Here is a 17,358-nt window from a genome sequence, read left to right on the forward strand (position 1 = left end):
GTGCGCTTGCGGCCTGGCCCCAGCGCGGGTGATAGCCTGAGAGCGTGTTCGCGGGTCTGCTCCTCCTTAGCCGCCGCGGCGAGTCCTAATCCTCAGGCCACCCTCGCCGCGGAGTCCGTCGACGGCTGATCCGTGAACGAAGCTCAAGGAGTACCGAGATGACGACGCAGCACAGTCCGCTGACCCTGGCGGAGAAGGTGTGGCGAGACCACCTGGTCGTGAAGGGTGAGGACGGCACGCCCGACCTGATCTACATCGACCTCCACCTGGTCCACGAGGTGACCAGCCCGCAGGCGTTCGACGGCCTGCGCATGGCCGGGCGGCCCGTCCGCCGCCCCGACCTCACGATCGCGACCGAGGACCACAACACGCCGACCATCGGCATCGACCGGCCGATCGCCGACCTGACCAGCCGCACGCAGATCGAGACGCTGCGCCGCAACGCCGAGGAGTTCGGCGTCCGCCTGCACTCGCTCGGCGATGTCGAGCAGGGCATCGTGCACGTCGTCGGCCCGCAGCTCGGTCTGACCATGCCGGGCATCACGGTCGTCTGCGGCGACTCGCACACCTCCACGCACGGCGCGTTCGGCGCCATGGCGTTCGGGATCGGCACCAGCGAGGTCGAGCACGTGCTCGCGACGCAGACGCTGCCGCTCAAGCCGTTCAAGACGATGGCCATCACAGTGGAGGGCGAACTGCGTCCGGGCGTGACGGCGAAGGACATCATCCTCGCGGTCATCGCGAAGATCGGCACCGGCGGCGGTCAGGGCTACGTGCTCGAGTACCGCGGCAGCGCCATCCGCGCGCTCTCGATGGAGGGCCGCATGACGATCTGCAACATGTCGATCGAGGCAGGCGCCCGCGCCGGCATGGTCGCGCCCGACGAGACCACCTACGCCTACCTGAAGGGCCGCCCGCACGCCCCAGAGGGCGCCGACTGGGACGAGGCGGTCGCCTACTGGAACACCCTCGCCACGGACGACGACGCGGTCTTCGACGCCGAGGTCTACCTCGACGCCGCCGAGATCGAGCCGTTCGTGACCTGGGGCACCAACCCGGGCCAGGGCGTCTCGCTCAGCGAGGCCGTCCCGGACCCGGCGGCGATCGCCGAGCCGAACGCCCGCGCCGCCGCCGAGCGCGCGCTCGAGTACATGGACCTGACACCGGGCACGCCGATGAAGAGCATCCCGGTCGACGCCGTGTTCATGGGCTCGTGCACCAACAGCCGCATCGAGGACCTGCGGGCCTTCGCCTCCGTCATCAAGGGCCGCAAGAAGGCCGACGGCGTGCGCGTGATGGTCGTGCCGGGCAGCGCCCGCGTGCGCATCGAGGCCGAGGCCGAGGGGATCGACAAGATCGTCGAGGAGTTCGGCGCCGAGTGGCGGTTCGCCGGCTGCTCGATGTGCCTGGGCATGAACCCGGACCAGCTCGCGCCGGGGGAGCGCTGCGCCTCCACCTCGAACCGCAACTTCGAGGGCCGGCAGGGCAAGGGCGGGCGCACGCACCTGGTGTCGCCGCTGGTCGCAGCGGCCACGGCCATCCGCGGCACGCTCGCGAGCCCGTGGGACCTGGAGCACGACGACGCGGATACGCAAACGGGAGAGAAGGTGGGCGCCTGATGGACAAGTTCGAGACCGTCACCGGCGTGGCCGTGCCGTTCCGCCGCTCCAACGTCGACACCGACCAGATCATCCCCGCGGTCTTCCTCAAGCGGGTCACCAAGACCGGGTTCGACGACGCGCTCTTCCACGAGTGGCGCAAAGATCCTGAGTTCATCCTCAACCAGGAGGCCTACCAGGGCGCGAAGGTGCTCGTGGCCGGCGCCGACTTCGGCACGGGCTCCTCACGCGAGCACGCCGTCTGGGCGCTGCGCGACTACGGTTTCCAGGTGGTCCTCAGCCCGCGGTTCGCGGACATCTTCCGGGGCAACTCGGGCAAGCAGGGCCTGCTCACGGGCATCATCACCGAGGAGGACGCGGAGCGTCTCTGGGCGGCCATCGAGGCCGAGCCGGGAATATCCGCGACGGTGGACCTGGTTGCCAAGACAGCGACCGTCGGTGGGGTCCAGGTGTCTTTCGACATCGACGACTACACTCGCTGGCGTTTGCTCGAAGGGTTGGACGACATCGCTCTGACCCTGCGCGATGAGGCGCGAATCTCCGAATACGAAGCCGCTCGCGCACGCTGGCGGCCCAAGACACTCCCGGTGAAAATTTGAACTCGCTTCTTCAGGACTCCCAGGCGGCAGGCGCGCACGTCGGTCTCACGGCCGACCGCATCACGATCAACGGCGGCATCCCGCTCCGCGGCCGAATCGAGGTGCGCGGCGCCAAGAACTTCGTCACCAAGGCGATGGTCGCCGCCATCCTGGGCGAGGGCCCGAGCGTGCTGCGCAACGTCCCGAACATCAGCGATGTCCGGGTCGTCCGCGGCCTCCTCGAGGTCCACGGCGTCAAGGTCACCGACGGCGCGGAGGAGGGCGAGCTGCTGCTCGACCCGAGCGCGGTCGAGTCGGCGCACATGGCCGACATCGACGCGCACGCCGGCTCCAGCCGCATCCCGATCCTGTTCTGCGGGCCGCTGCTGCACCGGCTGGGCGAGGCGTTCATCCCCGACCTCGGCGGCTGCCGCATCGGCGACCGCCCGATCGACTACCACCTCGAAGTGCTCCGCAAGTTCGGTGCCGTGGTCGAGAAGCTGCCGACCGGCATCCGGATGACGGCCCCCGAGGGCCTTCACGGAGCCAAGCTCGAGCTCCCGTACCCGAGCGTCGGCGCCACCGAGCAGGTGCTCCTGACGGCCGTCCGCGCCGAGGGCATCACCGAGCTCAAGGGCGCGGCGATCGAGCCCGAGATCATGGACCTGATCAACGTCCTGCAGAAGATGGGCGCGATCATCTCGGTCGACACCGACCGCGTGATCCGCATCGAGGGCGTCGACAAGCTGGTCGGCTACAGCCACACCGCGCTGTTCGACCGCAACGAGGCCGCGAGCTGGGCCGCTGCGGCCCTCGCCACCAACGGCGACATCTATGTCGGCGGCGCCCGCCAGCCGGAGATGCTGACCTTCCTCAACGTCTTCCGCAAGGTCGGCGGCGCGTTCGAGATCCACGACGACGGCATCCGTTTCTTCCACCCGGGCGGCGAGCTGAAGCCCGTCGTGATCGAGACCGACGTGCACCCCGGCTTCATGACCGACTGGCAGCAGCCGCTCGTGGTCGCCCTGACCAAGGCGGAGGGCGTGTCGATCGTCCACGAGACCGTGTACGAGCAGCGCTTCGGATTCACCGACGCGCTGATCGACATGGGCGCGAAGATCCAGGTCCACAAGGAGTGCCTCGGCGGCCACGACTGCCGCTTCGGGCAGCGCAACTTCAACCACTCCGCGGTCATCATGGGTCCGGTGGAGTTGAAGGGCGCCGACGTGGAGATCCCCGACCTGCGCGGCGGGTTCAGCCACCTCATCGCCGCCCTGTCGGCGGAGGGCCGCTCGACCGTCAGCAACGTCGGCATCATCAGCCGCGGGTACGAGAAGTTCATCACCAAGCTCGAACTGCTCGGGGCGGACTTCGTCCTCGAGGGGTGAGGCCCGCGATAATGGGATGGTGCCCCATCCCGATGAACCCGTGAACCCGTCTGCGTCCGCGAAGCCCGAGCGGCAGCGCTCCGAGAAGAGCCGACCCTCGATCTTCTGGGTGCTGGCCTTTCTCGTCATCCCGCTGGGGAGCCTGCTCGCCCGATTCCGCATCACGGACGGGCAGAAGCTCCCGAAGCACGGCGCCTACATCATCTCGCCGAACCACTACAGCGAGATCGACCCGGTGATGGTGGGAATGGTCGTCTGGAAGCTCGGGCGACTGCCTCGGTTCCTCGCCAAGGAGAGCCTGTTCCGCATCCCCGTCGGCGGCTGGTTCCTGCGCAAGTCCGGGCAGGTGCCGGTGGCGCGCGGCGGGTCCGCGCGCGGCGCCGCCCCCTCGCGGAGGCGCAGAAGATCGTGGACGACGGCAAGGTCGTCATCATCTACCCGGAGGGCTCGCTCACGCGCGACCCCGACATGTGGCCGATGCGCGGCAAGACCGGCGCGGCGCGGATGGCGCTGGAGCACGACCTCCCCGTCATCCCGATGGCGCACTGGGGCACCCAGCAGGTCATGGCGCGCTACGCGAAGAAGATCAGCTTCTTCCCGCGGAAGACCATCGCGGTCAAGGTCGGCGACCCGGTCGACCTGTCCGCGTTCCGGGGCCGCAGCCTCGACCAGGCCACCCTCACCGAGGCGACCGAGGTCATCATGAACGCCATCACCGCGCTGCTCGAGGATCTGCGCGGCGAGAAAGCGCCGGAGACACGCTGGGACCCGGCGGCGCACAACCAGAAGGAGACCGGCCGCTTCGATGGCTGACAGGAAAGGCCGGACGGCCGCACCACCGACCACGCCTCCCCGACGCGTCGCCGTCCTCGGCGCCGGAAGCTGGGGGACGACCTTCGCGAAGATCCTCGCCGACGGCGGCAACGATGTCGTGCTCTGGGCGCGCCGCCCAGAGCTGGCGCGCGAGATCAACGAAGTGAAGCGCAACAGCGACTACCTGGAGGGCATCAACCTCCCGCGCAACCTGCGGGCGACCTCCCACATCGGCGAGGCGATGCGCGGCGCCGAGCAGGTCTTCGTCTCGATCCCCAGCCAGACGCTGCGCTCCAACCTGGAGGCCATCGCCCCGCACCTGGGGCCGGAGACCATCCTCGTCAGCCTGATGAAGGGCGTCGAGAAGGGCACCGGCCTGCGGATGAGCGAGGTGATCGCGCAGGGCCTCCCGATCGACATGGAGCGGATCGCGGTGGCGTCCGGCCCGAACCTCGCGCTGGAGATCGCACGCGAGCAGCCGACCGCCGCCGTGGTGTCGTCGGAGAGCCTGGAGACCGCGCAGGCCGTGGCGATGGCCGCCACCAACCGCTATTTCCGCAGCTTCGTGAACACCGACGTGATCGGCACGGAGTTCGGCGGGGTGCTCAAGAACCTCATCGCCGTGGCGATCGGCATCGTGGACGGCGTCGGCTACGGCGAGAACACCAAGGCCTCGATCATCACGCGCGGCCTGGTCGAGATGACCGACTTCGCGGTCGCGTACGGTGCGGAGGCCGTGACGCTCTCCGGCCTCGCGGGCCTCGGCGACCTGATCGCCACGTGCGAGTCGTCGCTCAGCCGCAACAACACCGCCGGGCGCCTGCTCGGGCAGGGCTACAGCTTCAACGACGTCGTCAAGCAGATGAACCAGACGGCGGAGGGCCTCGCCTCGGTCGCACCCATCCTGCGCCTCGCCGAGGAGCGCGGCGTCGAGATGCCGATCGTCCGCCAGGTGAGCCAGGTGCTCGCCGGCACGCTCGACCCCAAGGACATCGCCCCCCATCTGACCACCGAGGACGACGAACCACAGGGAGAGAGGACAACGGATGACGGACAAGGTCGCAGTCGCACTTCTGTTTGGAGGTCGCTCAAGCGAGCATTCGATCAGCTGCGCGACGGCGGCGGGAGTGCTGGCGGCGATCGACCGTGACCGCTACGACGTCATCCCCGTCGGCATCACCCATGAGGGCGCCTTCACGCTCCAGCCTGACGACGCGGCGCGCTTCGCGCTGAACGCCGACGTCCTCCCGGAGGTGGAGGACAACGGCTCCCGCATCGTCTGGCCGGAGTCGTCGACCTCCCGTGAGCTGGCCGTGGTCGCCGCCGACGGCACCCGCTCCTCGCTGGGACAGGTGGACGTCGTCTTCCCGATCCTGCACGGCCCGTGGGGAGAGGACGGCACCGTCCAGGGCATGCTCGACCTCGTCGGCCTTCCGTACGTCGGCAGCGGCGTGCTCGCGAGCGCGCTCGGCATGGACAAGCACTTCACCAAGACGGTGCTGCAGCAGGCGGGCATCCCGGTCGCGCCCTGGCAGACCGTGACCGCGTACCAGTGGGCGACGGACCAGGAAGCGGTGCGCCGCGAGGCCGAGCAGCTCGGACTTCCGGCGTTCGTGAAGCCGGCCCGCGCGGGCTCCAGCGTCGGCGTGTCCAAGGTGACCGCGTGGGACGACCTGGGAGCTGCGATCGACACCGCCCTCGCCGAAGACGACCGCGTGCTGATCGAGTCGGCGGTGGTCGGCCGCGAGGTGGAGATCGCGGTGCTGGGCGGCCGTCCGGGTCAGGCTGCGCGCGCCTCGGTCGCCGGCGAGATCGTCATCACGGGCCGCGACTTCTACGACTTCGCGGCCAAGTACCTGGACGCGCCGGGCATCGACCTGGTCTGCCCGGCCGACCTGACCGACGCCGAGCTGACCGAGATGCGCGACCTGGGCGTCCGGGCGTTCGACGCCATCGGCGCGGAAGGCCTGTCCCGGGTGGACTTCTTCCTCACTGCCGACGGCTTCGTGGTGAACGAGATCAACACCATGCCGGGGTTCACCCCGATCTCGATGTTCCCGCGCTGCTGGCAGGAGTCGGGGCTGGCCTACCCGGCCCTCATCACCGAACTCCTCGACGTCGCCGTAGCCCGAGCAGCATAGCCCCCGCACCTTTCGTGCCGAATGCGCGAAGTCCTACGCGCCGCGATTCGTGCCGAATGTCGTGAATGCGTGCGCGTAACGCGACATTCGTGCGGAATGTGGGCGGTGTTGCGGGTGGCGATTCGTGCCGAATGTTCGAGGGGTCAGCGGGACGGGGTGGGCGTCGGCGACGGGGTGGGTGTCGGGGGCGCGAGCGTGGTGTCCAGGGTGGAGAGGCACTTCTCGGTCTGCTTGATGCTGGAGATCGCCGACGCGAACTCGGGGAGCACGGCGGCGTCGGAGGCACCCGACACGTGGTCGATGACGACCTCCGTCGCCGGCGTGCGGCCGAAGGTCTGGTAGACGACCTGCTTCGCGGCCGGGTCCGACATCAGCACCCAGTCGACGCCGCTGACGTCGACGCACGGCTTGGTCGTCGGGCCGATCGGGGGGACGCCGCAGCGCAGCAGCACGGCGGCCGGGTCGCCCCACGCGCCGGTCGCCTGCGCGTCCGTCTCCCGGCGGTTCTTGTCGGCCACCGAGTCGGGCAGGCGCACCGAGATCTCGGCGCAGCCGGGGTCGTTCGCGTCCGCTCCCGGGTCGAGGGAGACCGTCGGCGCGCACCCGGCGAGGGCGAGTGCGGCGGCGGCGAGCACGAGGGCGAGGGCGGAGCGGCGAGCGGACATCAGGATTCAGGCTACCGTTGTGAGTCATGGTGGATTCTGGGAGCGCGGCCGACACTGTCGCAGGCGCGTCCGAACGCGAGGCGCTGAAGCGCATCTTCCCGCGGCTGCCGGAGTCGTCGGCGACGCTCGTCGGGCCCGGCGACGACGCGGCGGTGCTCGCGGCGCCGGACGGCCGGTTCGTGGTTACGACGGACATGATGGTGCACGGCCCCGACTTCCGGCTCGCCTGGTCGTCGCCGGAGGACCTCGGCTGGAAGGCGGCGGCGACCAACCTGTCCGACGTGGCCGCGATGGGCGCGGTGCCGACAGCGCTCGTGGTGGCGATCGCCGCGCCGCAGACCCTCCCGGTGTCCGCCCTGGAGCACATCGCCGACGGCTTCCGTGCAGCCTGCGCCGAACTCGCGCCGGGGTGCGGTGTCGTCGGCGGCGACCTGTCGGCGTCCGACACGCTCACGCTGGCGGTGACCGCGTTCGGCGACCTGCAGGGCCGCGCCCCGGTGCTGCGGAGCGGCGCGCGTCCGGGCGACGTGGTGGCGGTCTCCGGTCGCCTGGGCGCCGCCGCGGCGGGACTCCGGCTGCTGTTCGCGGAGGCCGTGGACGTGGACGGCGTGCCCGATCGCGAGCGCTTCGCGGCCGTCGCCGCCGCGCATCCCGACCTGGTCGGCGCCCAGCTGCGGCCGCGCCCTCCCGTCGCCGACGGCCCCTGGCCGCGGACGCCGGCGCGACCGCGATGCTCGACCTCAGCGACGGCCTCGCCCTCGACGCCCGCCGGGTGGCCGAGGCGAGCGGCGTCGCCATCGACCTCGACCGCGCTGCCCTCGGCGACGACCCGCTGACGGCGCTGACCGCGCTGACCGGGGAGAGGACCACGGCCTCCTGGCCTGCTTCCCGCCGGGCGCCGTGCTGCCCGGGAGCTTCCGCCGCGTCGGCGCCGTCCGCGAGGGCGCCGGCCTCCTGGTCGACGGCCACCCGTTCGACGAGCGCGGCGGCTGGGACCCCTACCTGGAGTGGGACGGGCACAGCGGCTAACGGAGGAGATCCGTCGCGACACGCCGGGTGCGGGCAGTCAGCGGAGGAGATCGACGGCTGGGGAGGGCGGGAGTCCTCCGGGGGCGGGGTCAGGGGGTCAGGCGGGGCGCGGTCAGGCCGGCGACAGGTAGTGGACGGCGGTCTCGCCGTAGGCGCGCGTGCGGTCGAGGACGAGGCCCTCGGGGAGGCTCGGGGCGCCGTCGCGGGTGCTGCGCTCGACGCAGACCAGGGCGTCCTCGGTCAGCAGCGGCACCAGCCCGGTGAGCACGGCGAGCAGGTCGGCGTCCGGGAGATTGTACGGCGGGTCGACGAAGACCAGGTCGAAGGATGCCGCCGGGCCGGCCGCGAGGTACGGCAGCACCGCCGTCGCCCTCACCTCCACCTCGGGCCGCGCCCCCTTCGGCGCCGCACGCACGACCGCCTCGGCGTTCCGCCGGCAGATCGCCGCGGCCGCCGCCGACTTCTCCACCAGCAGCACGCGCACGGCGCCCCGGCTGGCCGCCTCCAGCCCGAGCGCGCCCGAGCCGGCGAAGAGGTCGAGCACGTGGGCCCCGCGGACGGCGTCGCGCGCGTCCAGCCCGGAGAACACCGCTTCGCGCACACGGTCGCTGGTCGGGCGCGTGCCGCTCCTGGGCACCTGGAGCGTCAGCGAGCCGGCGAAGCCGGAGACGATTCGGGTCATAGCCCTCCGAGCCTAGCGGTGCCGCCGCGGCGCCAGCAGAATAGGAGCATGGACGAACGCCTCCCGCAGGCGGAACTCGACGCCCTGTGGCGGTACGACGACCCGATCGCCTCCGCCGAACGCTTCGCGATCGCCGCCGCCGAACCCGACCGCCCCGAACTGGTGCGCGCCGAGCTGGAGACCCAGCGCGCCCGCGCACTCGGGCTGCAGGGCCGGTTCGCCGAAGCGGACGGCCTGCTCGACTCGCTGGAGCCGGCCGGCGGCACGCTCGCCGTGCGCATCCTGCTGGAGCGCGGACGGCTCCGCAACACCGAGGGCCTGCGGGCGGAGGCCATCCCACTGTTCGAGAGCGCGTTGCTGGCCGCGCGGCGCGACGACGACGCGTTCCTCGCGGTCGACGCCGCCCACATGCTGGCCCTCGCCGACCCGGACCGCTCCGAGCAGTGGACGGAGGAGGGCCTCGCCGACCTCGCGAACAGCAACGACCCGCGCACGCTGCGCTGGGGCGTCGCCCTGCACAACAACCGGGGCTGGGCCCTCTTCGAGGCCGGCCGCCCGCACGAGGCGCTCGGCTCGTTCGAGTCGGCCCTGGAGGTCGCCGAGCGCTACGGCACGCTCGATCAGCAGTTCGCCGCGCGGTGGTCGCTCGCCCGCTGCCTGCGCGAGGTCGGCCGCTGGCAGGAGGCCTTCGACATCCAGGCCAGGCTCGCCGCCGAGCGCCCGGGCGAGAGCGACGTGGCGGATGAGCTCGTCGCACTCGCCGACGTCGAGGCGCAGGTGCGCGACACGGCGACGGAGGCGGCCCCTACGATCGAACCATGACCTCCAGCACCGCCACGGCCTCCGACGGCACCGTCGCGCTCGAGACCCGGCTGACCGGGGTGCTGGGCGGCCGCACGGCCTCCGCGTTCGAGAAGGCGTTCGGGATGCGCACCGTCGCCGACCTGCTCGCGCACTACCCCCGCCGGTACGCGTCGCGGGGGAGCTGACCGCGCTGGCGAACCTGCCGCTGGACGAGCACGTCACGATCGTGGCCGAGGTGCTTCGGGTGCAGGAGCGTCCGATGCGGGCGCGGCGCGGCTCCATCCTGGAGGTCAAGATCTCCGACGGCGAGGGCATCCTGACCCTCACGTTCTTCAACCAGGCGTGGCGCTCGAAGGAGCTCGCGCCGGGCGTGCGCGGCATCTTCGCCGGCAAGGTGTCGGCCTACCGCGGCGCCCTCCAGCTCGCCCACCCGGACTACGAGCTGTTCGCCGACGACGCCGAGAACGCCGTCGCCCCGGGCAGCGCCGCCGCGAAGGAGTGGGCGCAGACCCCCATCCCGATCTACCCGGCGACCGGCACGGTGGCGAGCTGGCAGGTGCAGAAGGCGGTCGGTCTGGCCCTCGACGCGCTCGGCCCGTGCCCCGACCCGGTGCCGCAGGCGATCGCGACCGAGCGCGGGCTGCTGCCGTTCCGCGAGGCGCTGGAGGGCATCCACCGGCCGCAGAAGAACGCGGAGTGGCAGCGCGCCCGCGACGCGCTGCGCTTCCAGGAGGCGTTCGTGCTGCAGGCCGCGCTCCTGCAGCAGCGCGCCGAAGCCCGGTCGGTCGCGGCGACCCCGCGGAAGGCGACCCCGGCGGCCTCCTGGAGCGCTTCGACGCCATCCTGCCGTTCACTCTGACCGGCGACCAGGCGGACGTCGGGCGCGAGATCGCCCACGACATCGGCTCGGCCGAGCCGATGCACCGCCTCGTGCAGGGCGAGGTCGGCTCGGGCAAGACCCTGGTGGCGCTGCGGGCGATGCTCGCCGTGGCGGACAGCGGGGGCCAGTCCGCGCTGCTCGCACCGACGGAGGTCCTGGCCGCCCAGCACCTGCGTTCGATCGCGGACATGCTCGGCCCCGACCTGTCCGCCGAGCTGATGCCGACGCTGCTCACCGGCCAGCTCTCCACCGCTGAGCGCAAGCGGGCCCTGCTGCGGACGGTGAGCGGGCAGTCCCGCATCGTGGTCGGCACGCACGCACTCCTCGGCGACGCCGTCACGTTCTTCGACCTCGGCCTGGTCGTCGTGGACGAGCAGCACCGCTTCGGCGTCGAGCAGCGGGAGGCGCTGCGCGCGAAAGGCGGGACGCCCCCGCACGTCCTCGTGCTCACGGCGACGCCCATCCCGCGCACGGTCGCGATGACGGTGTTCGGCGACCTGGAGGTCTCCACCATCGCGCAGCTCCCGGCCGGCCGCCAGGGGATCGAGAGCTTCGTCGTCCCGCTCGCCGACCGGCCGGGCTGGGAGCGCCGGATCTGGGAGCGCGCGTCGGAGGAGATCGGGCTCGGCCGCCAGGTATTCGTGGTGTGCCCGGCGATCAGCGCGAAGGAGGCCGAGGACGACGGCGAGGACGCTCCGGCGCCCGACGACGACGCAGGACCGCCCCGGCCCGCCGCCAACGTGGAGTCGGTCGCCGCGCAGGTGCGCGCCGACCCGCTGTTCGCGCAGTCGCGCGTCGGCGTGCTGCACGGGAGGCTGTCCTCCGACGAGAAGGACGCCGTGATGCGCGCCTTCGCCGCCGGCGAGCTCGACCTCCTGATCGCCACCACCGTGATCGAGGTCGGCGTCAACGTGCCGAACGCCTCCGCCATGATCGTGCTCGACGCCGACCGGTTCGGCGTCTCGCAGCTCCATCAGCTCCGCGGCCGGGTCGGCCGCGGCTGACGTCCCCGGGCTCTGCCTGCTCGTCACCTACGCCGAGGAGGGGTCGCTCGCCCGCGAGCGCGTCGATGCGGTCGCCGCGACGCTCGACGGCTTCGAGCTGGCCAACGTCGACCTCGAGCTGCGCCGCGAGGGCGACGTGCTCGGCAGCCGCCAGTCCGGCGGCCGGTCGTCGCTCAAGCTGCTGCGCGTGGTCTCCGACGGCGAGCTCATCGCGGAGGCGCGCGTCGCCGCCGCCGAGACGCTGGACGACGGCGGCCTCGCCGCGCATCCCGCCCTCGCCGCGGCGCTCGCGCGCAGGCTCGACGAGTCGGAGCGCGCCTTCCTCGGCAAGTCCTGACGGCGCCGCCGGGCCACGCGACACCTGCTCTGGGAAGATAACGGATTCACAACGAATAGCCGGGTATCGCGTAATAGTCTGGTGCCCTATGAACAGGATCGCCGTAGTCCCTGGATCGTTCGACCCGGTCACTCTCGGGCATCTCGATGTCATCGAGCGGGCCGCTCGGCTGTGGGACGAGGTCCACGTTCTGGTGGTGCACAACCCGGACAAGTCGGCCCTGCTGCCCATCGCGCAGCGCGTGGCCCTGATCGAGCGCTCGATCGAGGACGCCGGCATCCAGGGGCGGATCGTCGTGGCGTCGTGGTCGGTCGGCCTCCTGGTCGACTACTGCACCGATGTCGGGGCGGACGTGCTGGTCAAGGGCATCCGCTCCCAGGTCGACGTCGCCTACGAGACCCCGATGGCGATCGTGAACCGCCACCTCGCCGACGTCGAGACGGTCTTCCTGCTTCCCGACCCGGCGAACGCGCACGTGTCGAGCTCCCTCGTGCGCCAGGTCGCCAACCTCGGCGGGGACGTGAGCCCCTACGTGCCTCCCGCCGTATCCGAGCTGCTGTCAACCACATGACCCGGGTGGAGAGATGAACAGTTACGCGACGCGCCAGCCCACGGAGTCCTCTGTCGCCCCTGAGGAGGTGGGCCTGCCCGCGCCGGGGATGGACCTGGACGAGTTGCGGCGCGCCGCGGAGCAGATCACCGCCAACGTGGAGTCCGTCATCGACGGCAAGCACGACGCGGTGCAGACGGCGCTCGTCGTCCTGCTCGCCGAGGGCCACCTCCTCATCGAGGACGTGCCGGGCGTCGGCAAGACCATGCTGGCCAAGTCACTGGCGAAGTCGGTGGACTGCTCGGTCAGCCGCATCCAGTTCACCCCGGACCTGCTGCCGAGCGACGTCACCGGCGTCTCGGTCTACAACCAGGCCGAGCGGCGCTTCGAGTTCAAGCCGGGCGCGGTGTTCGCGAACATCGTGATCGGCGACGAGATCAACCGGGCCAGCCCCAAAACGCAGTCCGCCCTCCTGGAGTGCATGGAGGAGCGGCAGGTCACGGTCGACGGGTCGACGTACCCGCTGGCCGCTCCGTTCATCGTGGTGGCGACGCAGAACCCGATCGAGATGGAGGGCACCTACGCCCTCCCCGAGGCGCAGCGGGACCGCTTCATGGCCCGGATCGCGATGGGCTACCCCGACGAGGACTCCGAGATCGCGATGCTGACCACGCGCGACACCTCCAGCCCGCTGTCCCGGATCGGGCCGGTCGTCAGCGCGGAGGAACTGCGCGCGATGATGACGACGGCCCGCGCGGTCTTCGCGTCGTCCCCGGTGAAGCAGTACGCCGTCGATCTCGTGCGCGCGACGCGCGAAGACCGAGACCTCCGGCTCGGCGCGAGCCCCCGCGCGACGCTGCAGCTCGTGCGCGCGGCCAAGGCGATGGCGGCGCTCGACGGCCGCGACTTCGTCCTGCCGGACGACATCGACGCGCTGGCCGTCCCGGTGCTCGGCCACCGGCTGCTTCCCACCAGCCGCGCACTCGGCCACCACCACGAGAGCGCGCCCGTCATCGCGGACATCGTGCGGCGCATCGTGGCCGCGACGCCCGTACCGGTCGGCTCCGGCGCCATCGGCGGCGCGAGCGGCGCGGTGCGGAACGGTGCAGGGCACACCGCGGCCGCGACCGGCAGAGACCGGACCGCCACCGGAGCCGCGCGCACAGGCGGGGAGTAGTCCCGTGGCAGGGCGCGCGGGGCCGTCGCCCCTGAAGAAGCCGCGCCCCACCGCGCGCGGTTGGACCTTCGGCGCCGTCGGCGTCGTCGCGCTGGCCGCCTCCGCGTTCTTCGGCCGCACCGACGTGCTCTTCGTCGGCGTCTTCCTCACCGTGCTGCCACTGGCGGCGATGATCTCGGTCACCCTCGATCGGCCGCGGCTCACCGTGGCCCGCAGCTTCCACCCCGACGTCGTCGCGGTGGGGGAGCAGGCGACCATCGTCACAACGGCGCGCAACCAGTCCGCCCGGCCGAGCCCGCCCGCCCGGTGGCGCGAGTACGCCCCGGCCGGTGTGGAGGTGCAGGGCTCCGCGCCGTTCCCGCGGCTGGGCGCTCACCAGGTGAACGTCGCGCACGGTCGCGACACGGTCGTGCTGCGGCAGGATGTCGTCGCCTTCCGGCGCGGATCCCACCCGGTCGGGCCGCTCATCGTCAGCCGCACCGACCCGTTCGGGGTGGCCTACGCGGAGTACGCGGTCGGGCAGCCGCGGCAGCTTCTGGTGACGCCCCGCGTGGTTCCGCTCTCGAGCGGCGAGCTGGACGTGGCGCACAGCGAGGGCGCCGAGCACGAGTTGCAGCGGCACAGCATCCCGAGCGCCGACGAGCTGATCGCCCGCGAGTACCGGCCGGGAGACCCGCTGCGCCGGGTGCATTGGCGGGCGACAGCCCGGCACGACAAGCTGATGGTCCGTCAAGAGGAGCAGCGCAGCAACCCGGAGGCCTGGATCGTGATGGACACCCGGCCCGCGCCGACGTCCCTCGGCGCCCTCCGGCCTCCCGGACCCCGGAGCGCATACGAGCCGGAGGACGCGCTCTTCGAGACGCTGATGCAACTGGTCGCGTCGGTCGGGGTCCACCTCCTCGACGAGGGCTTCGTCCTCAGCGTGGTGGAGACCGCCCCGCGGCAACTCTCGGGTCGCAGCGGAGCAGGCAGGACGGGCACGCTCGGGTCGATCACGCCCACCTACGACCGCGGGACGGCCGACCGGCTGCTGCTCGCGGACCTGGCCGCGGTCGACGCAACCGCGGTCACACGCGACGACGCCGTCGCCGAGCTGGCCTCCGGGCTGCGGCGCGCCGGACGCGCCGTCCCGATCTTCGCCGTGCTGCTCGACGGCACGCCCGAGCTCGGCTCGCTCGCCGCGTTGCGCGGGATGGGCGACCCCGCCGTCGCGTTCGTCGGCGAGGGGGCCTCGCCCGAGGTGGAGGACGTGCTCGGCGACGCCGGCTGGCTCTGCGTGTCGTTCGCAGCGGGCGACGACCCGGCCGAATGCTGGCAGCGCGCCCTGGACCGACAGCGGGCGGTGGCGGGTCATGGTTAGCGAGGCCCTCCCGCTCGGGCTGACCCGCGTCCGGCGCCGGCGGCAGGCCTACTGGCGGATCACCGGGGCGCTGGTGCTGCAGCTGCTGGCGCTCAGCTTCGCGCTGGGCGGCCTCATCCAGGGCCCGTCGTGGTGGTTCGCGCTCATGCTGACCAGCTCGTTCCTGCTGGTGTGCGGAGCGGGCCTGCGCGCCGTCGGCGTGCACCGCGGGCTCGTCCCGGTGCTGGAGCTCGTGCTCGCCGCGATGATCATGACGGTGACGTTCGGTAGCGGGACCGGGTTGCTCGGCCTCATCCCCACGCCGGGCACGGTGCAGCGCTGGGGCGGATATCTGCAGCAGGCGATGCTCTCGATCTACCAGCAGGGAACGCCCGCCGAGAGCCTTCCCGAGTTCATCTTCCTGGTGGTCGCGGGGGCGTGCGTCATCGCGATCGTCCTCGACACCCTGGCGATCGCGATCCGCGCTCCGGCTTTCACCGCCGTCGGCGTGGCGGCCGTGCTGGTGGTACCCGGCGCACTGCTGGGCGACGGGCTCGACCCGATCGCCCTGGCGGCGTCGGCCGCCGCGTTCCTCTGGCTGCTGCGCTGCGACGTCCGCACCAGGAGGCCCGGTGCGGGCCGGCCTGGCGCGGCGCTGTCCGTGGGCGCCGCGGCCGTCGTCGTCGCGATGCTGCTGTCCGGGACGGCGCCCGGCTTCGACAAGGGCGGCGCGACCTCCTTCACAGCCGGCGGCATCTCGATCGGCGGCACCGTGACCCCGCTGATCGACCTCGGCAAGGACCTCCGTCGTCCCGCCGCCGTGCGCGCGCTGACCTACACGACCACGGCCGCCGCCGGCCAGTACCTCAAGCTCGCCTCGCTCGACCAGTTCACCGGCTCGGTCTGGAAGCACCGCGAGCGCGACACCAAGCGACTGTCCGACGGCGTGGCGGTCGGGCCCGTTCCCGGGCTGTCGGCCGCCGTGAAGCGGTCCAAGATCACCACCTCCGTACAGATCGACGACATGACCAGCCGCTGGCTGCCGGTGCCCGCGCCCGTGCAGTCGGTGAAGGGCCTGAACGGCACCTGGTCGTGGGACCCGGACGACCTCACCCTCGGCGGGATCAACGTGACCACGCAGGGCCAGAAGTACACCGCGACGAGCCTGATCCTCGCTCCGACGGCCGACCAGCTCAAGGCGGCGGGCGGCTTCGTGCCCGCCGACATCCAGCGCGACCTCTTCCTGCCCTCCAACATGCCGGCGATCGTCGGGCAGACCGCGCTGACCGCCACCGCCGGGGCGGTGTCGGAGTACGACAAGGCGGTGGCGCTCCAGGACTACTTCCGCGACAACGGCTTCGTGTACTCCACGCAGACGCCGCTGAAGCAGGGCTACGACGGCGACGGCGCGCGAGTGATCGCGAAGTTCCTGGAGGTCAAGAGCGGCTACTGCGTCCACTTCGCCTCGGCGATGGCGCTGATGGCGCGCAGCCTCGGCATCCCGGCCCGGGTGGCGGAAGGGTACCTGCCCGGCACATCGAGCGGCGGCACGGCGAACAGTCCCGGCACGTACACGGTCACCAGCGACGACCTGCACGCCTGGCCTGAGCTGTATTTCGCCGGCGTCGGCTGGGTGTCCTTCGAGCCGACGGTCGGCCGAGGAACGATCCCGAGCTACACCCGGCCGAACGCGACGCCGGACCAGATCGCCCCGACTTCCGCACCCGGCTCCTCCAACGCAGCGAAGCGCCTGGTGCCCACCGACCAGCCGAATGTCGCGGGCGCGGGGGGCACCACGCCGCCGTCGCCGCTGCAGCCGGTGCTCTCCGGGTCAGGCGTCGCGCTGCTGGTCATCGCCGTGCTCCTGACGCCCGCGGTGATCCGCCGGATGCGGCGGCGCGGGAGGCTGAGGCGCCTCTCCGAGTCGTGGGGCGGCGCGTCGGTCGTCTGGGACGAGCTGCGCGACACGGCCCGCGATCTGGGCTGGTCGGCGCCGGACACCGAGACGCCGCGCGTCTTCGCGCGCCGCATCGCCGCGGCCGTCGAGGGCACTCCGGGCGAGGAGGCCGTACTGCGCCTGCTCGACGTGCGCGAGCGCGACGCCTTCGGGCCGCCGACGCGCGCGGTGGCGGTCGGGCTCGCGGAGGATCTCCGGCGGGTGATCGCCGCGCTCGAGGAGCAGGCGGGCCGCGGGCTCCGGCTGAAGGCGGCGCTTATTCCTGTGTCGTTGCTGCCAGCCGGCTGGCGTTCGCCTGCGAGCGCCGGCGGTCCCGCGTAACATAGCCGATCGTGAGTACCTTCAGAACCACCCCGTACACGGTCGGTGTGTACGACCTCATGCGTCGTCCCGGC

At 72.0% G+C, this 17,358-nt stretch carries 12 protein-coding genes and 3 pseudogenes; 13 read left to right on the forward strand and 2 right to left on the reverse strand.

Annotated elements, in window-relative coordinates; translation table 11 throughout:
* Positions 1 to 158 precede the first annotated feature (158 nt).
* The 6 genes and pseudogenes from leuC to ACRAWC_RS02000 all read left to right on the forward strand — a co-directional run bounded on the left by leuC (position 159) and on the right by ACRAWC_RS02000 (position 6,539).
* Positions 159 to 1,619: a 3-isopropylmalate dehydratase large subunit gene (gene leuC, locus ACRAWC_RS01975; protein WP_431346251.1), complete on the forward strand. Its 1,461-nt coding sequence runs from the start codon at positions 159 to 161 to the stop codon at positions 1,617 to 1,619.
* Positions 1,619 to 2,218 carry a 3-isopropylmalate dehydratase small subunit gene (gene leuD / locus ACRAWC_RS01980; protein WP_431346252.1) on the forward strand — a complete coding sequence of 200 codons (600 nt, stop codon included), beginning with the start codon at positions 1,619 to 1,621 and terminating at the stop codon, positions 2,216 to 2,218. The genes leuC and leuD overlap by 1 nt, the downstream gene beginning before the upstream one ends.
* The gene (gene murA, locus ACRAWC_RS01985) at positions 2,215 to 3,585 is read left to right on the forward strand and encodes a UDP-N-acetylglucosamine 1-carboxyvinyltransferase (protein WP_431346253.1); all 1,371 of its coding nucleotides are present in this window, start codon (positions 2,215 to 2,217) and stop codon (positions 3,583 to 3,585) included. Before leuD ends, murA begins: the two co-directional genes overlap by 4 nt.
* Before the next feature lie 16 nt (positions 3,586 to 3,601).
* Positions 3,602 to 4,398 (forward strand): annotated as a pseudogene (locus ACRAWC_RS01990) (lysophospholipid acyltransferase family protein).
* Positions 4,391 to 5,548: an NAD(P)H-dependent glycerol-3-phosphate dehydrogenase gene (locus ACRAWC_RS01995; RefSeq protein WP_431346254.1), complete on the forward strand. Its 1,158-nt coding sequence runs from the start codon at positions 4,391 to 4,393 to the stop codon at positions 5,546 to 5,548. Before ACRAWC_RS01990 ends, ACRAWC_RS01995 begins: the two are co-directional and overlap by 8 nt.
* On the forward strand, positions 5,445 to 6,539 hold the full coding sequence (locus ACRAWC_RS02000) for a D-alanine--D-alanine ligase family protein (RefSeq protein ID WP_431346255.1): 1,095 nt from the start codon (positions 5,445 to 5,447) through the stop codon (positions 6,537 to 6,539). The genes ACRAWC_RS01995 and ACRAWC_RS02000 overlap by 104 nt, the downstream gene beginning before the upstream one ends.
* Positions 6,540 to 6,682: 143 nt before the next feature.
* Here the strand turns inward: ACRAWC_RS02000 and ACRAWC_RS02005 are convergent, their stop codons facing one another.
* Positions 6,683 to 7,204 (reverse strand): DUF3515 family protein, encoded by a 522-nt coding sequence (locus ACRAWC_RS02005; protein WP_431346256.1) that lies wholly within the window; start codon positions 7,202 to 7,204, stop codon positions 6,683 to 6,685.
* Between the two features lie 26 nt (positions 7,205 to 7,230).
* Here ACRAWC_RS02005 and thiL point away from each other — a divergent pair.
* Positions 7,231 to 8,233, forward strand: a pseudogene (gene thiL / locus ACRAWC_RS02010) (thiamine-phosphate kinase).
* A gap of 112 nt (positions 8,234 to 8,345) precedes the next feature.
* Here the strand turns inward: thiL and rsmD are convergent.
* Positions 8,346 to 8,915 (reverse strand): 16S rRNA (guanine(966)-N(2))-methyltransferase RsmD, encoded by a 570-nt coding sequence (rsmD, locus tag ACRAWC_RS02015; protein WP_431346257.1) that lies wholly within the window; start codon positions 8,913 to 8,915, stop codon positions 8,346 to 8,348.
* Positions 8,916 to 8,963: 48 nt separating this feature from the next.
* Here rsmD and ACRAWC_RS02020 point away from each other — a divergent pair, with 48 nt between their 5' ends.
* From ACRAWC_RS02020 to ACRAWC_RS02045, 6 genes and pseudogenes are all read left to right on the forward strand, one after another.
* Positions 8,964 to 9,737, forward strand: coding sequence for a tetratricopeptide repeat protein (locus ACRAWC_RS02020; protein ID WP_431346258.1), 774 nt, complete (start codon positions 8,964 to 8,966; stop codon positions 9,735 to 9,737).
* Positions 9,734 to 11,940, forward strand: a pseudogene (locus ACRAWC_RS02025) (ATP-dependent DNA helicase RecG). The gene ACRAWC_RS02020 and the pseudogene ACRAWC_RS02025 overlap by 4 nt, the downstream one beginning before the upstream one ends.
* Before the next feature lie 88 nt (positions 11,941 to 12,028).
* On the forward strand, positions 12,029 to 12,511 hold the full coding sequence (gene coaD / locus ACRAWC_RS02030; RefSeq protein WP_185277676.1) for a pantetheine-phosphate adenylyltransferase: 483 nt from the start codon (positions 12,029 to 12,031) through the stop codon (positions 12,509 to 12,511).
* Between the two features lie 13 nt (positions 12,512 to 12,524).
* Positions 12,525 to 13,667 (forward strand): AAA family ATPase, encoded by a 1,143-nt coding sequence (locus tag ACRAWC_RS02035; RefSeq protein ID WP_431346259.1) that lies wholly within the window; start codon positions 12,525 to 12,527, stop codon positions 13,665 to 13,667.
* Between the two features lie 4 nt (positions 13,668 to 13,671).
* Entirely contained in the window at positions 13,672 to 15,027 is a 1,356-nt protein-coding gene (locus tag ACRAWC_RS02040) for a DUF58 domain-containing protein (RefSeq protein ID WP_431346260.1), read from the forward strand.
* Entirely contained in the window at positions 15,020 to 17,284 is a 2,265-nt protein-coding gene (locus ACRAWC_RS02045) for a transglutaminaseTgpA domain-containing protein (RefSeq protein ID WP_431346261.1), read from the forward strand. Before ACRAWC_RS02040 ends, ACRAWC_RS02045 begins: the two co-directional genes overlap by 8 nt.
* Positions 17,285 to 17,358 lie beyond the last annotated feature (74 nt).

It is taken from the genome of Leifsonia sp. L25 (assembly GCF_050632895.1).

What these genes read in the sequence shown, in the direction of transcription:
- rsmD (WP_431346257.1), bottom strand. Translation starts at nt 8,915, where the DNA reads ATGACCCGAATCGTCTCCGGCTTCGCCGGCTCGCTGACGCTCCAGGTG.
- leuD (WP_431346252.1), top strand. Translation starts at nt 1,619, where the DNA reads ATGGACAAGTTCGAGACCGTCACCGGCGTGGCCGTGCCGTTCCGCCGC.
- leuC (WP_431346251.1), top strand. Translation starts at nt 159, where the DNA reads ATGACGACGCAGCACAGTCCGCTGACCCTGGCGGAGAAGGTGTGGCGA.
- ACRAWC_RS02020 (WP_431346258.1), top strand. Translation starts at nt 8,964, where the DNA reads ATGGACGAACGCCTCCCGCAGGCGGAACTCGACGCCCTGTGGCGGTAC.
- ACRAWC_RS02045 (WP_431346261.1), top strand. Translation starts at nt 15,020, where the DNA reads ATGGTTAGCGAGGCCCTCCCGCTCGGGCTGACCCGCGTCCGGCGCCGG.
- coaD (WP_185277676.1), top strand. Translation starts at nt 12,029, where the DNA reads ATGAACAGGATCGCCGTAGTCCCTGGATCGTTCGACCCGGTCACTCTC.
- ACRAWC_RS02035 (WP_431346259.1), top strand. Translation starts at nt 12,525, where the DNA reads ATGAACAGTTACGCGACGCGCCAGCCCACGGAGTCCTCTGTCGCCCCT.
- ACRAWC_RS01995 (WP_431346254.1), top strand. Translation starts at nt 4,391, where the DNA reads ATGGCTGACAGGAAAGGCCGGACGGCCGCACCACCGACCACGCCTCCC.
- ACRAWC_RS02000 (WP_431346255.1), top strand. Translation starts at nt 5,445, where the DNA reads ATGACGGACAAGGTCGCAGTCGCACTTCTGTTTGGAGGTCGCTCAAGC.
- ACRAWC_RS02005 (WP_431346256.1), bottom strand. Translation starts at nt 7,204, where the DNA reads ATGTCCGCTCGCCGCTCCGCCCTCGCCCTCGTGCTCGCCGCCGCCGCA.